Annotated in this window: 12 protein-coding genes and 1 tRNA gene; 12 read left to right on the top strand and 1 reads right to left on the bottom strand. The window is 59.6% G+C overall.

The window, feature by feature from the left end:
* Window positions 1–8: 8 nt before the first annotated feature.
* The 11 genes from H3T90_RS04630 (at window position 9) to clpB (ending at window position 13,107) form a co-directional block, all read left to right on the top strand.
* On the top strand, window positions 9–1,529 hold the full coding sequence (locus H3T90_RS04630; protein WP_198229739.1) for a formate--tetrahydrofolate ligase: 1,521 nt from the start codon (window positions 9–11) through the stop codon (window positions 1,527–1,529).
* Window positions 1,530–1,626: 97 nt separating this feature from the next.
* Window positions 1,627–1,700, top strand: a tRNA-Lys gene (locus H3T90_RS04625).
* A gap of 670 nt (window positions 1,701–2,370) precedes the next feature.
* Complete coding sequence (locus H3T90_RS04620) at window positions 2,371–2,820, top strand: PTS sugar transporter subunit IIA (RefSeq protein ID WP_232339451.1); 450 nt, start codon at window positions 2,371–2,373, stop codon at window positions 2,818–2,820.
* 5 nt (window positions 2,821–2,825) lie between these two features.
* Entirely contained in the window at window positions 2,826–3,131 is a 306-nt protein-coding gene (locus tag H3T90_RS04615) for a PTS sugar transporter subunit IIB (protein ID WP_046323441.1), read from the top strand.
* The gene (locus H3T90_RS04610) at window positions 3,128–4,534 is read left to right on the top strand and encodes a PTS ascorbate transporter subunit IIC (protein ID WP_198208018.1); all 1,407 of its coding nucleotides are present in this window, start codon (window positions 3,128–3,130) and stop codon (window positions 4,532–4,534) included. The genes H3T90_RS04615 and H3T90_RS04610 overlap by 4 nt, the downstream gene beginning before the upstream one ends.
* 245 nt (window positions 4,535–4,779) lie before the next feature.
* Window positions 4,780–5,511, top strand: coding sequence for a GntR family transcriptional regulator (locus H3T90_RS04605; protein WP_198229738.1), 732 nt, complete (start codon window positions 4,780–4,782; stop codon window positions 5,509–5,511).
* A gap of 223 nt (window positions 5,512–5,734) precedes the next feature.
* The gene (locus H3T90_RS04600) at window positions 5,735–7,081 is read left to right on the top strand and encodes a metal-dependent hydrolase family protein (protein ID WP_198229737.1); all 1,347 of its coding nucleotides are present in this window, start codon (window positions 5,735–5,737) and stop codon (window positions 7,079–7,081) included.
* A 94-nt stretch (window positions 7,082–7,175) separates the two neighbouring features.
* Entirely contained in the window at window positions 7,176–8,213 is a 1,038-nt protein-coding gene (gluQRS, locus tag H3T90_RS04595) for a tRNA glutamyl-Q(34) synthetase GluQRS (protein WP_198229736.1), read from the top strand.
* Between the two features lie 243 nt (window positions 8,214–8,456).
* Window positions 8,457–9,275 (top strand): YggS family pyridoxal phosphate-dependent enzyme, encoded by an 819-nt coding sequence (locus tag H3T90_RS04590; protein WP_198229735.1) that lies wholly within the window; start codon window positions 8,457–8,459, stop codon window positions 9,273–9,275.
* A gap of 66 nt (window positions 9,276–9,341) precedes the next feature.
* Window positions 9,342–10,157, top strand: coding sequence for a fumarylacetoacetate hydrolase family protein (locus H3T90_RS04585; RefSeq protein WP_046323435.1), 816 nt, complete (start codon window positions 9,342–9,344; stop codon window positions 10,155–10,157).
* A gap of 160 nt (window positions 10,158–10,317) precedes the next feature.
* Window positions 10,318–13,107 (top strand): ATP-dependent chaperone ClpB, encoded by a 2,790-nt coding sequence (gene clpB, locus H3T90_RS04580; RefSeq protein WP_198229734.1) that lies wholly within the window; start codon window positions 10,318–10,320, stop codon window positions 13,105–13,107.
* 75 nt (window positions 13,108–13,182) lie between these two features.
* Here clpB and H3T90_RS04575 read toward each other — a convergent pair whose 3' ends face one another.
* Entirely contained in the window at window positions 13,183–15,258 is a 2,076-nt protein-coding gene (locus H3T90_RS04575; RefSeq protein ID WP_198229733.1) for a cation-translocating P-type ATPase, read from the bottom strand.
* Window positions 15,259–15,434: 176 nt separating this feature from the next.
* On the opposite strand from H3T90_RS04575, the gene rmuC reads away from it, so the two are divergent.
* Window positions 15,435–16,787 carry a DNA recombination protein RmuC gene (gene rmuC / locus H3T90_RS04570; RefSeq protein ID WP_198229732.1) on the top strand — a complete coding sequence of 451 codons (1,353 nt, stop codon included), beginning with the start codon at window positions 15,435–15,437 and terminating at the stop codon, window positions 16,785–16,787.
* Window positions 16,788–16,790 lie beyond the last annotated feature (3 nt).

Here is a 16,790-nt window from a genome sequence, read left to right as displayed (position 1 = left end):
AGAGCCTCATGACGGGCTTCGATGATTACGTCAGGCCATACGGTCTGTTTGACAAGATCGATGCCTTCGGCTACCTGAAGGATCTGCAGGATCATCCGGATATGCCGCGCAAGCATGGCCGGGTGCTGCTTGTTACCGCAGACACCCCGCTCAAGGCTTCGCGAGGGGAGGGCAAGACCACCACCACCATCGCGCTGATTGATGCCCTGCGCGCCCGGGGAGTGGATGCCGCAGCTGTCCTGCGTCAGCCCAGCATGGGCATTACCGCTGCCGGTTCCAAGGGTGGCGCCTCTGGTGGGGGCAAGTCCTCCCTGACCCATCCTGAGCTGGTGGACTGGGGCCTGTGCGGGGAGATGGCGGCCATCGAATCCGCCCAGAACCTGCTGGTCTCCTTTGCAGAGAAGGCTGTGGACGAGGGTCGGTTGGACACCGTCCTGGTGCCTAGGGTCAGCGAGGTGCCTTCGCGGTCCCTGCGCCAGATCACCGTGGACCGCGGCAAGGGCGATCTGCCCGAACGGACCGTGTTGACGCCCACCTGTGAGCTCATGCAGATCGTAGTGCTCTCCCGGAGCATGGATGAGATCAAACGGCGCGTGGCCGCCATGGTCGCGGGGACCTTGGATGGCCGTCCCGTCACCTTCGGAGAGTTTGTGGACCTGTGGCGGATCACCGGCATCCTGACCGATGCGGTCAAGCCCGCTTTCACCCAGACCCTGGAGGGTTCTCCGGTCTACGTGCATGGGGGGCCATTCGCCAACGTCTCCATCGGCATTCCCAGCCTGGTGTCCGTGGAGATGGCCTGTGCCCGACACGATGTGGTCGTCGTCGAGGCGGGCTACGGAGCCGATGCCGGCGCCCAGAAGTGGCTGGACATCGCCGCCCGCGAGTATGGGGCCCAGTGGCCGGCCGCCGCCGTGGTCGTCACCCGTGCCACCACCTGGCGGGACGATCCCAAGCTGAGCTGGCGTTATCCCTTCCACGTGCACCGTCTTGAAGGACTGGGTATCCCCACCTTCCCTCTGATCAACCTCTGGGAGGGCGAGGACGACCAGGTGGATTCCTTGCGGGAGACCGCCGACGGCCTGGGCTTCCGCAGGCCTATCGCGGGCAACCTCTTCCGGGACGGGGGCAAGGCCCTGGAGTCTCAGCTGGATGATTTGATCAAGGCCCTGCAGGAACCCGCGAAAGCCCAGATGGATACAGCCAGCCTGCATGATATGTCCGTGCCGGATCGGATTCGCTGGATCGCCAAGAGCGCTTATGGGGTACCGGCTGATCGGGTCGTCGAGCGTGAGGGCTTCCAAGACAGCCTCCAGGCAGCCTCCGACCTGTGCAGCAAAGCTGGCATTTCCCTCGAGGATCTGGTCGTAGTGGCGGTCAAATCTCCGGCTACCATGACCGACGATGACCGGGCCGACCAGGACAAGCGCACAGTCACCCTGAAGAAGGTCGAGGCCCATACGGGTGCTGGCCTCCTGCAGGTGAATCTGACCACTTCCCTGACCACGCCCATGCCCAAGATCGTCTGAGCAGGCCATGCATATGGATTCGGCAGGCCTGTGACGCGCCGTGTTGCGGGCCTGCCGAAACCGTGTATAGTATCTACTTGGCTCTTGAAAGTGCCCAGCCCCTATAGCTCAGTTGGCTAGAGCAGCTGACTCTTAATCAGCGTGTCCGGGGTTCGAGCCCCCGTGGGGGCACAGAGTCAAAGCCCTACAGCCGCAAAGGCTGCGGGGCTTTTCCTTTGCTTAAGTGATTTGCTTGAAACATGATTTTGTGTGACATCTGTGTGACAAAAGTCTTCGTAAAAGAAAAGCCGCTCTGTTGTGAAATGCAAAATCTATCTATTAATCAACAAATGCGCCTCAAGTCTGCCGCCTGCTGCTTTCCTTGGCCAAGGATCTCGGCCCTGACGCACCGTTCCGTGCATGCTGAGCATAAAACCCGCAAGAACAGAAGCCGTTCATTTCTGACTGGTAGAAGGGTATGTGAGCCTTGCGCTGGAATAGGAATCCTCTGCTGTCTGCAGGGGTAGGGGGGGGGGTTAACTGCCGCCTCCATCGATGCTGGCTTGATTATGTGGAGGCTGATCGCTTATTTGAGCGATCCCAGCGGCCCCGGTCTGAATCCGTATGCAACCTGTTGCCGCGCTCACTTCACCGGATCTTGCCTGTGCCAAGGGCCCGGGTCTTAGTCAAAGACTCGGAATATGGTGCCTGAGCAATACGGTATTTGAACACGCACGTTTAGACATCATATTGTCATGTTGTTATAATGTTTGCGGAATTCGAGGTTGAAGTTCCGGGGAGGTATTCTCCCACGATCATTCGCTCCGAAGCGGATGGGCTTCATCGTATGCGAGGAGGCAAATTGCTGAACGAGTATTTCCCGGAAGGCACCGTCATGTACAGGGACGGCGTAGCCGGTTGGGAAGAAGCGGTGGACGTGGTCACCGGTCCGCTGGTTGATCTTGGAAGGATCAAACCCTCTTATGTCGATGCCATCAAGGCTTCGATACGCAAACCAGGCGGCACCTATATTGATCTGGGTCAAGGCATTGCCATGGCCCATGCCAGGCCCGAGGCAGGCGTTGTGACCACCTCTCTATCGGTGCTGAAGGTTGGCAGTCCCTTCCTGTTGGCCGATTCTCAGGACCACCCGATCAGCACGCTCTTCTGCCTGGCGGCGCAGGACTCGAACAGCCATCTAAGCCTGATGCAATCGCTGGCGACCTTCCTGAGTGACGCGAAGAATCAGGAACGGCTGGGCAAGGCCGCGAACGTTGAGGAATTGAGGACGATCCTCGAGGAAGAAAGGTAATCAACATGAAGATTCTGACGGTTTGCAGCACTGGACTGGGGTCGAGCTTCATTACCCAGCTCAATATTGACAAGGCGCTGAAAGAGCTTGGCGTGACTGGGGTCGAGACCAACCATAGCGATCTGGGTTCGGTCAACAAGGGCGATGCCGATATTATTTTTGTCGGGCGTGACATCGCTGATGCTGCCAAGGATCTGGGAGACGTAGTCGTTTTGAACAGTCTGATCGACATGAATGAGATCAAAGAAAAGCTTGCCGAGGCCCTGAAGCGCCATGGCATGGATGTTCCTGAAGGGGGGCAGGCGGCATGAACGGGGTATTAAAAGTCCTTTTGGACATTTTCCGACAACCTTCCGTCATCGTCGCGCTGATCTCCCTGCTCGGCCTGACTCTGCAACGCAAGTCTGCCACGGATGTCATGAAGGGGACCATACGCACGTTCGTGGGCTTTCTGGTCCTGGCCGCTGGCGCTGGCGTGGTGACCAACGCATTGACCCCCTTTGGGGATATGTTCCAGCATGCCTTCCATGTCCAGGGCGTTGTTCCCAATAACGAGGCCATAGTCGGCACGGTACTGGTCAAGTACGGATCCGTAGCTGCGCTCATCTTCTTCTTCGGAATGATTGTCAATATCATTCTTTCTGCAACCTCATATTTCAAATATGTTTACCTATCAGGACACGTGGCCTTCTATATGGCCACGATGATAACGGTCATCTTCGTGGCAGCCGGTTTCTCCACCTGGCAGACCCTGCTTTGGGGTTCAATCGCTCAGGGCCTGGTTGTGACCCTTTCGCCCGCAGTCGTGCAGCCTTTCATGAAAAAGGTGACTGGCACCGATGATGTGGCCCTGGGCCACACCGGCGGCTCGGGCATCGCCCTAGGTGGTCTGGTGGCTACGCTCACCCGCAGCAAGAAGCATCCGTCCAAATCAACTGAGGATATCAACTTCCCCAAGAACCTGGGCTTCCTGCGCGATACAACAGTCATCGTGGCCCTGTCCATGGCTGTGATCTATGTCATCGTGGCACTCTTCGCCGGCCCCGCCTATATCGAGAGCAAGCTCAGTGACGGACAGAACTTCATCGTCTATGTGGTCTTGCAGGCCGCCACTTTCTCTGCCGGCGTCTACATCATCCTGGCAGGTGTTCGTGTGGTCCTGGGAGAGATTGTTCCTGCCTTCAAGGGCATCAGTGAGCACCTGGTCAAGAACGCCAAGCCTGCACTGGACGTTCCCGTCACCTTCACCTTCGCTCCTAACGCCGTTCTGATTGGGTTCCTGTCCAGCTTCGTCGGCGGCATCGTAGGCATGGCCATCATGGCCCTGGCCGGAACCACCGTCATCATTCCCGGTGTCGTGGCCCACTTCATGACCGGCGGTGCTACGGGCGTAATCGGCAACGGTGCAGGTGGTCGGCGTGGAGCCATTCTCGGTTCCTTCGTTAACGGCCTGGCCATAACCTTCCTGCCGCTCCTGCTTCTGCCGGTGCTGGGATCTGTAGGCAAGGGCGCCGCCACATACTCGGATGCCGATTTTGGTGTGGCCGGCATCTTCCTGGGCTACCTCAACAAGGCTGGCGGCCAGATTGCGATCATCGTGGGAATCATTGTTGTGCTGATCCTGGTCTATGTGGTCTCCTACTTCATGAACAAGCGCAAGAAGACCATTGCCGCTGCAGCTGACTCGGCTGACAAGGCCAAGGCCGTCGCCTGAATTGAATCCCCTGTCCAATCTGAAGCCGGCAGGGACAGCGATGGAGAGGGGTCATGGGACTAACGGACTTTTCAATATCAGTTCCATGACCCATCCGTAGCCGGAGAATATTGCTGCTTGGCTCCTGTATTGGGCAGAAACAGGTAGGGGCTTTTACAATCATTGAAGGCAGCAGGCCTCTGGTTAACGCAGGTCGCGGGATTTCGATTCATGAGGGCAATGAAATCAGGTGGGTCGGTTTTGCAATGGTAGATGGAATTCCCAAGTATGTGTCCGTGCGAGACCATCTGCGCGGAAGCATCAAACGGATGAAGGATGGGGCGCAGCTGCCCACGGAGTCCGAACTTTGCACACGCTACAACGTCAGTCGGATTACGGTTCGTCATGCCATAGAAGATTTGATTCGTGAAGGGTTGATCGTTCGCAGTCAGGGCAAGGGTACCTTCAAGTTGAAATCGCCCTCATCCTCTCGTGAGGTGATCAACGGCCACATCAGGGGATTCTGGCGCCAGCAGCGTGACCTAGGCAAAACAGTCAAGACCCGGGTGCTTGGCAACAGGATTGTCAAGAATGCCGATTTTGCGTCCAAGTTGGGTATCGATGCTGATGCAGACCTGATCGAACTGGAACGACTGCGTTATGTCGATGGCAATCTGCATCAATATGTCTGCACCTACCTGTCGGCTGTCCAGTTTCCGGAAATACTCGAGCATGATTTCTCCGATGGCTCCCTCTATAGCTTCATCGAGGAACAATACGACGTCAGGCTCGCCAGAAACGAGGTTGTGGTCCGCATCGAGAATGTCGATTCGCGGATCGCCGGATACTTTCATGTGGACAGGGGCCGGCCCGTGCTGGCCATGGACTCCACCGTCTTCGACGGATTCGGCTCGGTGGTGGCATTCGGCATAGCTCTTCAACCGCCTGCATATTCCGAAATAGAGTTCGTCATCAACAGCATGCCGGACTCCAGATGATCACCGCGCTCAGAGAGGTCGTCAACGGTTAGTGGTCATGACTTCGAATGTGTCTGCTGCGTTTCGGCCATTTCGCCCCTGCTTCTGCTGCCGGGCTGCTTTTGAATGGCCTCATTTGCTTGTGCGTCAGGCTTGAATGGTTCGTCCTGCAGTGGATAGTATTGAACATATATGCCCGATTCCTCGCAATGAGTGCATCGGAGATGGGAAGGCAGGTACGACCATGGGGCGTCTTCAAGGCAGGAAAGAGCGCGAGCCGTTTGTGCTCGAGCATGCCAGTATCGCGACCGGTGATGAAAAAGGCACGGTTCAGAAGGATATGTCTGTTCTGGTGTCCGCGGACGGCCGGATAGAGCAGGTCTGCCCGACTCCGCTGGCCTACGTGCCCTCCGGATATCACCGAATCAACGCTACGGGCAAGTTCGTGGCACCTGGACTCATCAATGCCCATACCCATCTCTTTGCCGACGGCAAGCCCTTGTCTGGCGGTACTGACCTGTCGCCGCGTGTGGTCGATGCCGGTTTGAAGGTAATGCACAGTCCTGCAGGCAAAGTCATTATGGATGCCAGGATCAAAGGCAACGTTTCCACGCTGTTGAACTCAGGAGTAACAACCATTCGTACCTTGGGTGATGTGGGTTATGAGGCGGTTCGTCTGCGTGACAAGATCGATGCCGACGAGCTGACCGGCCCTCGTATGCTGGCTGCTGGTCCCCTCCTGGCGATTCCCGGAGGGCATGGCGATCCCTTCATTGCCCTGTCCTGCTCCTCTCCAGAAGAGGCCAGGCGTCGGACCAGGGAGAACCTGGACCATGGGGTCAATGCCATCAAGGTGGCTGCGACCGGCGGCGTCACCGATGCCACCAAGCTTGGCGAGGCCGGCAGCCCGCAGATGACCGAGGAGGAGATGGCCGCCGTCTGCGATGAGGCCCATGAGTTTGGTGTGTTGGTCGCAGCACACGCCCAGAGCCCTGAGGGTGTCAAGGCGGCTCTCAAGGCAGGCGTGGATACTATCGAGCATGGCAGCGCTCTGGATGACGAGATGATCGGTCTCTTCCTTGACAATCCGCGCTCGCTTCGTGGCTTCTCGGCTTTGGATCCCACCCTGTCCGCCGGACTGCCTCTGGTCAAGATCAGTCAGCAGGAGCTGGGGATCAGCGATATAGTTCGCGGTAATTCTGAGCTGGTCGTTGACGGCATGGTCAAGAGTGCCAAGCAGGCTCATGAGAACGGCATTGCCGTCGGAGTCGGTACCGACACAGGCATGACCTTCGTGCCCCAGTACGGTACTTGGCGAGAGCTCGATTATCTGGTGCGGTACGCGGACTTCACCCCGGCGCAGGCCTTCCACGCCGCCACTCAGGTCAATGCACGAAACCTGGGCTTCGACAATGTCACCGGTTCGGTCGACACGGGCAAGGATGCAGATCTGATCGTCCTTGACGAGGACCCTGCCAAGAATGTGCGGACCCTGGCTGATCCCAAGCTGGTAATCGTCCGCGGCAAGCCGGTATGGCGGCCTGAGGTCAAGCACTTCGAGGAGATCGATCGCCTGCTCGACAGCTTCTGATCATTTGCTTTAGGGCCATTCAGAAGCGTGCAATAGTTTGGCCGGCTGATGGCTTCCCGATGACCGGGTGGTATGCAAGCATGTCGGTATGCAAATGGGAGAACCGAGAGTGGATCAGGTCGGCCCGGCCAAGGTTGTAGGAAGGTTGGCACCTTCGCCGACTGGGCGAATGCATCTGGGCAATATCTATGCATGTCTTGCGGCCTGGCTGGGTGTCAGGTCGCAAGGGTCTTGCGGGGTTCTGCGGCTTCGCATTGAAGACATAGATACGCCGCGTGTGGTCAAGGATGCCGGTCGCTGGATCATGGACGACCTGGCATGGTTGGGATTGGATTGGGATGGCGAGGTGGTCTACCAGTCCCAGCGCGCTGATGCTTACAGTCAGGCATTGAAATTGCTGGAATCGCAGCAATTGATCGGCGGGCAGCCTCTGGTTTACCCCTGCTTCTGCTCCCGTGCTGACATCCGCGCGGCATCGGCGCCGAATGAAGGCGACGGGTTCATTGTCTACCCGGGCACCTGCCGAGGACTTTCCCATCGGATAGTCGATGAAAGGCTGGCCCGGGGGCAGAGACACAGCCTTCGGATTGCAGTCCCTGACCAGCCCGACGAGTCGGATGCCACCTGTCGCTTCGACGATCTGATATTTGGCCCGCAGTCCTTCAACTTGCCCAGACAGGTCGGTGATGTGGTCGTCCAACGCTCGGATGGCTTGGTTTCCTACCAGCTGGCGGTGACGGTGGATGACCTGGCTATGGGCGTCAATCAGATTGTGCGAGGACGGGACCTGCTGAGGTCCACGGCCATTCAGATGTGGATCCGGAATCATCTTCAACCGCAGGCTCCTCGTGTTCAGTATGCGCATCTGCCTCTGATTGACGGCGTGGACGGCAGAAGGATGTCCAAGCGCTTCGGATCGCCGGATCTGGGATCGCTCAGAAGAGACGGCTGGACGGCAAGGCAGGTGCTTGGGGTCTGTGGATGGCTCCTGGGACTCATGGATCGACCCAGACCCGTGAGTGTGCAGGAGCTGCTGGATGGTTTCACGTGGAACATGTTGGCTGCTGACCGGAAGGACAGAAAGCTGGATCTGAGCAAGCTGAACGTTTCCGGAGCAAAGCCGAATCTTTGAGTTCTCCGGTACTCAGCCGCGCCGATTATTTACGGCGTGTGTTTACCTGCCGGCTTTCAGGCTTGCGGGAATTATTGTTTAGTGACTGCTGAATAGCAATATTCGTGACCGTGCAATGTGACTCATCGATCCTGGTTCATTAGTTTTGCCGTTTGGTGCTCGGGATCGGAGCGAATTCCGGTATGAGCCACTGGCTACCATGGCCTCAGTCAAGGCTTCCGGATTTTAAGGAGGTAGCGGGTCATGGTCGCCTATATGGACCACAAGGATCTGGGCAATCGGCAGATCAGCAGGGAACGAGCTGGGCAGATCGCGGATGGGGTCAAGCGTGTAGCTGAAAGAATCGCCAAAGCGGAGGACTCCGCCGGTCGAAAAGAAGGCTCGGTGACTCTGCTGGCGGCCACCAAGACCCGCGATGTGGGCGAAATCATGGCAGCCATCGATACCGGGGTGCGTCGGATTGGCGAGAACCGTCCTCAGGAAGTCACCGCCAAGGCCCAGGGGTTGTTGGAACTTTGTCGGGACAGGGGGTTGTCCCTCGGCACTGACACTACAGACAGTGATTCATCAAGCGCCAGCGTTGGCTTCCATCTTATTGGGCAGCTCCAATCCAACAAGATCAATAAGATCCTGCCATATGTCGACACGGTCGAGTCGGTCGACGGGCTCTCGCTGGCTCGGAAGCTGGCCACGCGGGCACTGGCTGCAGGCAGAACTGTGGGCATACTCCTGGAGGTCAACGAGTCCGGCGAGCAGGCCAAGTCGGGATGCGCTCCCGACCAGGCCCTGGATCTGGCTTATGAACTGGCTGCCATGGAGGGGATTCAGCTTAAGGGTCTGATGACCGTCGGTGCACATGTGGATGATGAGGCCATTATCAGGAGCGGATTCGCTCACCTGCGCGGTCTGCGCGACCGCATCAGGGATTCGGGGGAGCCGGGCACTGACACCTGCACCATGCTGTCCATGGGAATGACCGGAGACATGGAGTATGCCGTAGCTGAGGGGTCGACCGAGGTCCGTGTAGGCACAGCGATCTTCGGCCCGCGGGCTTTTATCTGACCAGCCATTGCCTGTTTCGGAACCAGATTCTGTTAAGAGGCCCGGCCTGGGGCTAGACTGTGCCCTATGAGAATCGCGCGTTTTTCCTACAAGGACACCCCACGATACGCTTTTGTCCAAACTGACAAGCAGGACGGCAAGGACTATCTGGTTGAGCTGAGCGGCTACCCTCTGACCGGCCAGCAGGTCGAGCCCACCGGTCAGCGCTACCCTCTGGACGACGAGGATGTGCGGCTGCTGGCCCCGGTCATCCCCTCCAAGATCTACGGAGCGGCCAAGAACTACCGCGCCCATGCCGCCTACATGGCCGAGCATGGCCAGTCCTCGAATCCGGAGCCTCCGGAGAATCTCATGCTCTTCATGAAGCCCTCCACCTCAGTCATCGGCCCTGACGACCCCATCGTCAAGCCCTCTTACAGCAAGGACATGAACTATGAGCCCGAGGTTGCCGTCGTCATGGGCAGGATGGCCCGGAAGGTGAGCGTCAACGAGGCCATGGACTATGTGCTGGGCTACACCTGTGTCAATGACGTAACCCTGCGTGACCTGCAGAAGAACGATCCTATGTGGACCCGTTGCAAGGGCTTTGACACCGCCTGCCCCCTCGGGCCCTGGATCGAGACCGACCTGGACTATCGTGACGCGAAGATTTCCTTCAAACTCAATGGGGAAGAGGTGCCGGAGGCCAGCGGCACCACCGCTAACCTGATCCACTCCATTCCTGAGCAGATCGCCTTCATCTCCAGCTTCGCCACCCTGCTGCCCGGCGATGTCATCATGACCGGCACGCCGCACGCCACAGGTTCCCTGGAAAACCGAGACGAGGCCACGGTTCAGGTTGAGGGAATCGGATACCTGCGCAATGTGGTCATCGACGAGTAGCGAATAGCAGGAAAACAAGCGATATAAAAACTTGAGTCATTTAGGCTCAAGTTTGGGAATAGGCATCCTCCTTTCGCTGTTGTAGAAGGCAGATGAACCCGTGACGGGGTCTGGTCGAATGATTCGGCTGGCCCCGCCGAAGAATGTTGGAGGATGCTCTATGAACGAAAACTTCACCACCATGGCTCAGCAGGCCATAGGCGATGCTATCCAGTCGGCCTCGGCGGCTGGCAACCCCCAGGTGGATGTGCTCCATCTGTTGGACTCCCTGCTGCGTCAGCAGTCCGGAGTGGTGCCTGGACTGATTCAAGCCGCTGGTGGTGACAGCCAACGGGTCGGAGCCGAGGTCCGTCAGGCCCTGGTGGCTCTGCCGTCGGCCAGCGGATCCACGGCATCGCAGCCCGATGCCAGCCGTCAGCTCAGCATGGCCTTGGCTCAGGCAGAGAAGGAAATGCAGGCCATGGGGGACGAATACGTGTCCACCGAGCATTTGCTTATCGCCATCGCCCAGGGTCCTTCGCAGGCTGCTGATATTCTGAACCGGAACGGTCTGCAGGCCGATACCCTGCGTAAGGCCGTGCCCCAGGTGCGCGGCGGTGCCAAGGTGACCAGCCCGGATGCCGAGGGCACTTACAAGGCTCTGGAGAAGTACTCCACCGATCTGACCGCCCAGGCCAAGGAGGGCAAGCTGGACCCGGTCATCGGCAGGGATCAGGAGATTCGTCGTGTCATGCAGATCCTGTCCCGGCGGACCAAGAACAACCCCGTCCTTATCGGCGAGCCTGGCGTGGGTAAGACAGCCGTGGTCGAAGGCCTGGCCGAACGCATCGTAGCCGGCGACGTGCCTACCACCCTGCAGGGCAAGAGGCTGATCTCCCTGGATCTGAGCTCCATGGTGGCTGGCAGCAAGTACCGTGGCGAATTCGAGGAACGACTCAAGGCTGTTCTCAACGAGATCAAGAGCGCCAACGGTCAGGTCATCACCTTCATTGATGAGATCCATACCATTGTCGGTGCGGGTGCCGCAGAGGGATCCATGGATGCAGGCAACATGCTCAAGCCCATGCTGGCCAGGGGAGAACTGCGCCTGATCGGCGCCACCACCCTGGACGAGTACCGTGAGAACATCGAGAAGGACCCGGCTCTGGAGCGCCGCTTCCAGCAGGTCTTCGTGGGCGAGCCCTCCGTGGAGGATACCGTGGCCATCCTGCGTGGTCTCAAGCAGCGTTACGAGGCTCACCACAAGGTGACCATCGGGGATGATGCCCTGGTGGCGGCAGCTACGTTGTCCAACCGGTATATCTCGGGTCGTCAGCTGCCAGACAAGGCCATCGACCTGGTTGACGAGGCCGCTGCCCACCTGAGGATGGAGCTGGATTCCCAGCCTGAGGAAATCGACGAGCTTCAACGTCGCGTCACCCGTCTGGAGATGGAGGAGATGCAGCTGAAGAAGGCCGATGACCCAGCCTCCAAGGACCGTCTGAGCAAGCTGCAGGCCGAGCTGGCGGACTCTCGCGAGAAGCTGGGCGGCCTCAAGGCTCGTTGGGAGAACGAGAAGGCCGGCCACAACAAGGTCGGCGATCTGCGTGCCCAGCTGGATGCCAAGCGGGTCGAGGCTGACAAGGCCACCCGCGAGGGCGACCTGGAGAAGGCTTCCCGCATCCTCTACGGGGAGATCCCCGGCATTCGTAAGCAGCTGGCCCAGGCGGAGAACGCGGCCGAGCAGGCCAAGAACGCCTCCAATGACGCTGGTCCCGATGGGGCTGACATCGCCGGGGGACCGGCCCAGGAGCCCATGGTTCCTGACCATGTTGATGCGGATTCCGTAGCGGAGATCGTTTCGGACTGGACCGGTATCCCTGTGGGACGGCTCATGGAGGGCGAGAACGAGAAGCTCCTGCATATGGAGGACTACCTGGGCAAGCGGGTGGTCGGCCAGCAGGAGGCCATCCATGCGGTATCCGACGCGGTCCGGCGCTCGCGTGCCGGCATCGCCGATCCCGATCGGCCTACAGGATCCTTCATGTTCCTGGGCCCCACCGGCGTGGGCAAGACGGAGCTGGCCAAGGCTTTGGCTGACTTCCTCTTCGACGACGAGAAGGCCATGGTCCGCATCGACATGTCAGAGTACATGGAGAAGGCCTCGGTCTCGCGTCTGATTGGTGCTGCCCCCGGCTATGTGGGCTATGAGGAGGGTGGCCAGCTGACCGAGGCCATACGTCGGCGGCCCTACTCGGTGGTCCTCTTCGACGAAGTGGAGAAGGCCAACCCTGAGGTCTTCGACCTGCTCCTGCAGGTTCTGGATGACGGTCGGCTGACCGATGGCCAGGGCAGGACGGTGGACTTCAAGAACACCATTCTGATCATGACCTCCAACCTGGGCTCGCAGTTCCTGGTCCGGGACGACCTGGACGAGGATGGCAAGCGCAAGGCCGTTATGGATGCGGTGCATGCCAACTTCAAGCCTGAGTTCATCAACCGGCTGGACGATCTGGTCATCTTCCACCCGCTGACCCGCGACGAGCTGGGTTCTATTGTGGACATCCAGGTCAAGCAGGTGGCCCAGCGGCTGACCGACCGGCGCATCACCCTTGATGTCACCGACTCCGCTCGGGAGTGGCTGGCCAACATGGGCTATGACCCGGCCTTCGGCGCTCGGCCTTTGCGTCGGCTGGTCCAGACCGAGGTGGGCGATCAGCTGGCCAGGATGTTGCTGGCTGGCAAGGTTCACGACGGCGACACAGTCCTGGTGGATCAGACCGGCGGCGACCACCTGGAGCTGACCGCTTGGCCCACTGAAAATCTGGTCGATGACTCAGTCACAGTCGACGATGTGACGGCTGATGGCGATGCCGATGCTGATGCTGATGCCGGCGATGGCGGACGCGACGGTGGTCGTGGCCGTCATGCCGCTCGTGGCGACGATCAGGGTCAGGCCCAGTCTCACTGAGATCAATTAAGGGTCGGCACCCGGGGTAATCCCGGGTGCCGACCCTTTTTGTGCCACATGTTGTGCTCTGTGGATTCAGTCCATAGCGGCCGCCGGATCCTTGCCCTCTTGCATGGACTCCCACTGGCTGTCGACGATGACTTGGGGGCGTCGTGCCGCTACAGTCGGTAGCTGGTCTGTGTCGATCAGGGCGAGGTGCAGCCAGCGACGGCGCAGGTGCCGGAGCCGATGCAGGCGACGAACATTGAGCATGGCAAGGATGGTGGACAGGGCCCCTGTTACTGCTGCAATCATGGGGTTGAGCATCCAGCCCAAGAAGGGTTGGCAGATTCCGGTGGCAATGGCCAGGGCGATGACGTTGTAGACAGTGGACCAGGTTAGGTTCTGCCTGATGACCTGGGTGGTGGCCCGGCTCAGTTCAATGGCCCTGCCTGTCCCATCAAGGTCGCCTTGGTGCAGGATCAGATCCGGGTGCGGCAGGTCAATGTCGTCCGTGGCATCGTCTGTGTCAGCCTGAAGTTTTGGACCCAAAGTGATGCTCACATGAGCTCTGGCCGCCAGCTTGGGATCCGCTGTGGTCCCAGCTGCCAGAGCCACCAGGCTGGTTCGGCCCTGCTCCCCGGCGGATGCGGTGCCTTGACCAGTCCGATCCGCTGGAACGCCTCTGCTGGTCCGGGTCAGGTCGTGGATGAGACGATCCATACATTCGCGCTTGCGTTCGGGGGTCAGTCGCGTGATCAGCATATCCACGCCCGCCTGACGGGCCGCCCGCTCAATCCTGTCATCCGGCTGGCGGCTTCCATCCAGGATCAGGCTACTCACTCGCAAGGAGCGTAGATGGGTGGCGGTACGGGTCAGGGATTCCGCGTGGACACCCTGGCTCTCCGAGTCGTCGGGATCCAGCAGAGAGGAGTCGTCCAGAATCAGCGTGCGCACGCGGCCCAGGTGGTTCATGGCTCTTGGCGAAGTGAAGAGCAGACCATGGGCCAGGCCGGTCTCCAAGCTGGTTCGGAAGGCCATGGGGATGGTCATGGCTGCGACAGCGGGACAGGCGATGGTCAGTACGCAGACCGCATTGCCTACAGCGTGGGCCAAGTGGGGTTGCGGTCCCAGCATGAGCCAGAGCATGAAGGTCCAGACAGCCAGGATCATGATCAGGGCGATGGCTGTGTTGACAATCCGATCCATTCTGCGCATGGCGGGGGAGCGTTCGACCAGGGCCTGAGGGATGATCTTCACGAGTCTGGCTGCATAGGTGTTGTCGCCGGCGGCATCCACGCGGATGGACAGTCGACCCTCTAGAATCTTGCTGGAGGCCAGGATCCGGTCGCCGGGTCCGCAAGGCCGGGGTCGGTCGCCGCCGGTCAGCTCGCTGTCGTCCACCAGGGCCGACCCTGACTCCACAACCCCGTCCGCGGCTGGGCGCTCTCCTGTGCGCACCAGGAGCAAATCGCCTGGGCGAATCCGGTCACGTGCAAGAATCTGGGCGGGGACTGTCTGCGGATGCTTGGGATCAGCCACCAGGCCTGAGGCTGGTCGGATTTCTGTCAGATGGTTCAAAGAGGCCACCAGGGAGGCTTCCATTCTGGTGCCGATGACCCGGGCCAGCAATAGGAGGGTGATGACTACGCCGATCAGATCGAAGTATGGGGATCGGGAGCCCTCCGGCAGCAGGGACCCGGCCAGGCAGGTGGCCAGGCTGTACAGGTAGGCCAGGCTTGTGGCCAGCATGGCCAAAAGATCGGGGCTGCAGCGGTGCTCGGTCATGGACTTCCACCCGTCCATGAGTATTCCACGGCCGCAATAGAAGATGACTGGGGTTATCAGAATGGCCTGGACCCAGGGGCTGGTCAGCCAGGAGGGAATCAGTTCGGGGCCGAAGCGATCAAACAGATCCAGAACCAAAACTGGTGCGGTCAGCAGGGCGCTAATGATGGTAGGCCTGAGCAGACGGTGGCTGCGAGAGTCCAGATCGGCCCCCCATTTGCCCCAATCCTCGGGATCGCGCCAGGGGCGGTTGGCCGGGGAGTCTGCGCCTGCATCTTGGTCGCTGACATGAGCCGAAGGCATAAGGAAGTACCAGATGATCAGCCAGGTGACCGCACAGGCCACGACCAGATCGGCTATCGCCAGGAAGATATCGATACCCACGGATCTCCTTCGGTCTTGCTCCAACCCCTCAATATTTCCTATTCTGCCCGTCATTGCGGTTCGGCACTGGTCTTAAGGCCGATTCCTTGCGGAAAAAACGAATTCTGGAATTATCGCCGACAGCCTGCCGTGCCGATCTGACTTTCGGGTCCAGTCGTGGAGGTTTACTAGAACATATGTTCGATTCTACGTCATCGGTAGTCATGGTTGTGCTTCTCCTGCTGATCGGTATGGTCCTGGGAGGATTGGCCGGATATGCGCTGGGTCGGGCCCAGGGTCGAAGGGCCGTTGGCACGGGGTCTGACGGCCAGGTGGATGAGCTGCGTTCGCAGCTGGACCAGGCTCAGGACAGGCTTCACGGATCCGAGGCGGCTCTAGTGGAGGCACGGACCAAGGTGGACGGCCTGAACCGTGAGCTCTCCTTTGTCAAGTCCCAGCTGGCCCAGGCCCAACAGGCCGAGCAAATCAGAATCGAGCAGGAGCGCCGCCGTACACAGGCTCAGGAGGAGGAGAAGCGGCGCAGGCAGGCTCAGAGCATGGAGGAGGAGAGCAAGGTGCTCTCGGCCCTGGCTCCCGTGCAGAAGAATCTGGATGCCCTCCAGCATAAGGTGGCCCAAATCGAGGAGGGTCGCAAGCAGGAGATGGGGTCCTTAGGGCAGCAGCTGAAGAGTTTGGGTGAGCAGCAGGGGCGGCTGGACAAGGAGACCAGCTCTCTGGCTTCGGCTCTGCGCAACAACAAGGTGCGCGGCGCCTGGGGAGAGGCTCAGCTCAGGAATATCGTCGAGTCTGCAGGGCTCTTGGAGCATGTGGACTTCGACACTCAGGTTGTGGTCACGGCCTCGGATGGTCGCGTTCTGCGCCCCGATATGGTGGTCCACCTGCCCGGCGGCAAGACTATTCCTATTGATGCCAAGGCTCCCTATTCCGACTATCAGCGGGCCTGTGAGATCCCCGACACTGCGTCGGATGACGAGTTGCGCCGCCGGGACGAGCTGCTCAAGGCACATGCCCGTGCTCTGCGCGAGCACGTCAAGGCCCTGGCCGATAAGGAGTACTGGAACGCCTTCGAGACGGCCCCGGACTTCGTGGTGGCCTTCATCCCCAACGATTCCCTTCTGCAGGCCGCTCTGGAGGTCGATCCCACCCTGATGGATGACGCCTTTGCCCAAAAGGTGGCTCTGACCTCGCCGGTGACCCTCTGGGCTGTGCTCAAGTCGGTGGCCTATGCCTGGCAGCAGCAGAACCTGTCCGAGGACGCTCGCACCCTATTCACGTTGACCCACGAGCTCTATGAACGCTTTGTGGTCCTGGGTGATCGTGCCAACAAACTAGGCCGTTCCATCACTGCCACGGTGACTGCCTACAACAAGTTCGCATCCTCTTTGGAATCGCGGGTTCTGGTTACCGCCCGCAAATTGCAGCAGATGGACCCTTCCAAGGTCATCGATTCGGTCGACATGATCGATTCAGACAAGGGCAATATCAGGGAGCTGACCGCGCCGGAAGTTTTGCCTGACCAAGGGCAGTGAGTG

This window comes from Bifidobacterium polysaccharolyticum (assembly GCF_016101585.1).
Taxonomy (GTDB): Bacteria; Actinomycetota; Actinomycetes; order Actinomycetales; family Bifidobacteriaceae; genus Bombiscardovia; species Bombiscardovia polysaccharolytica.
This window is presented reverse-complemented; position numbering and strand designations above follow the sequence as displayed.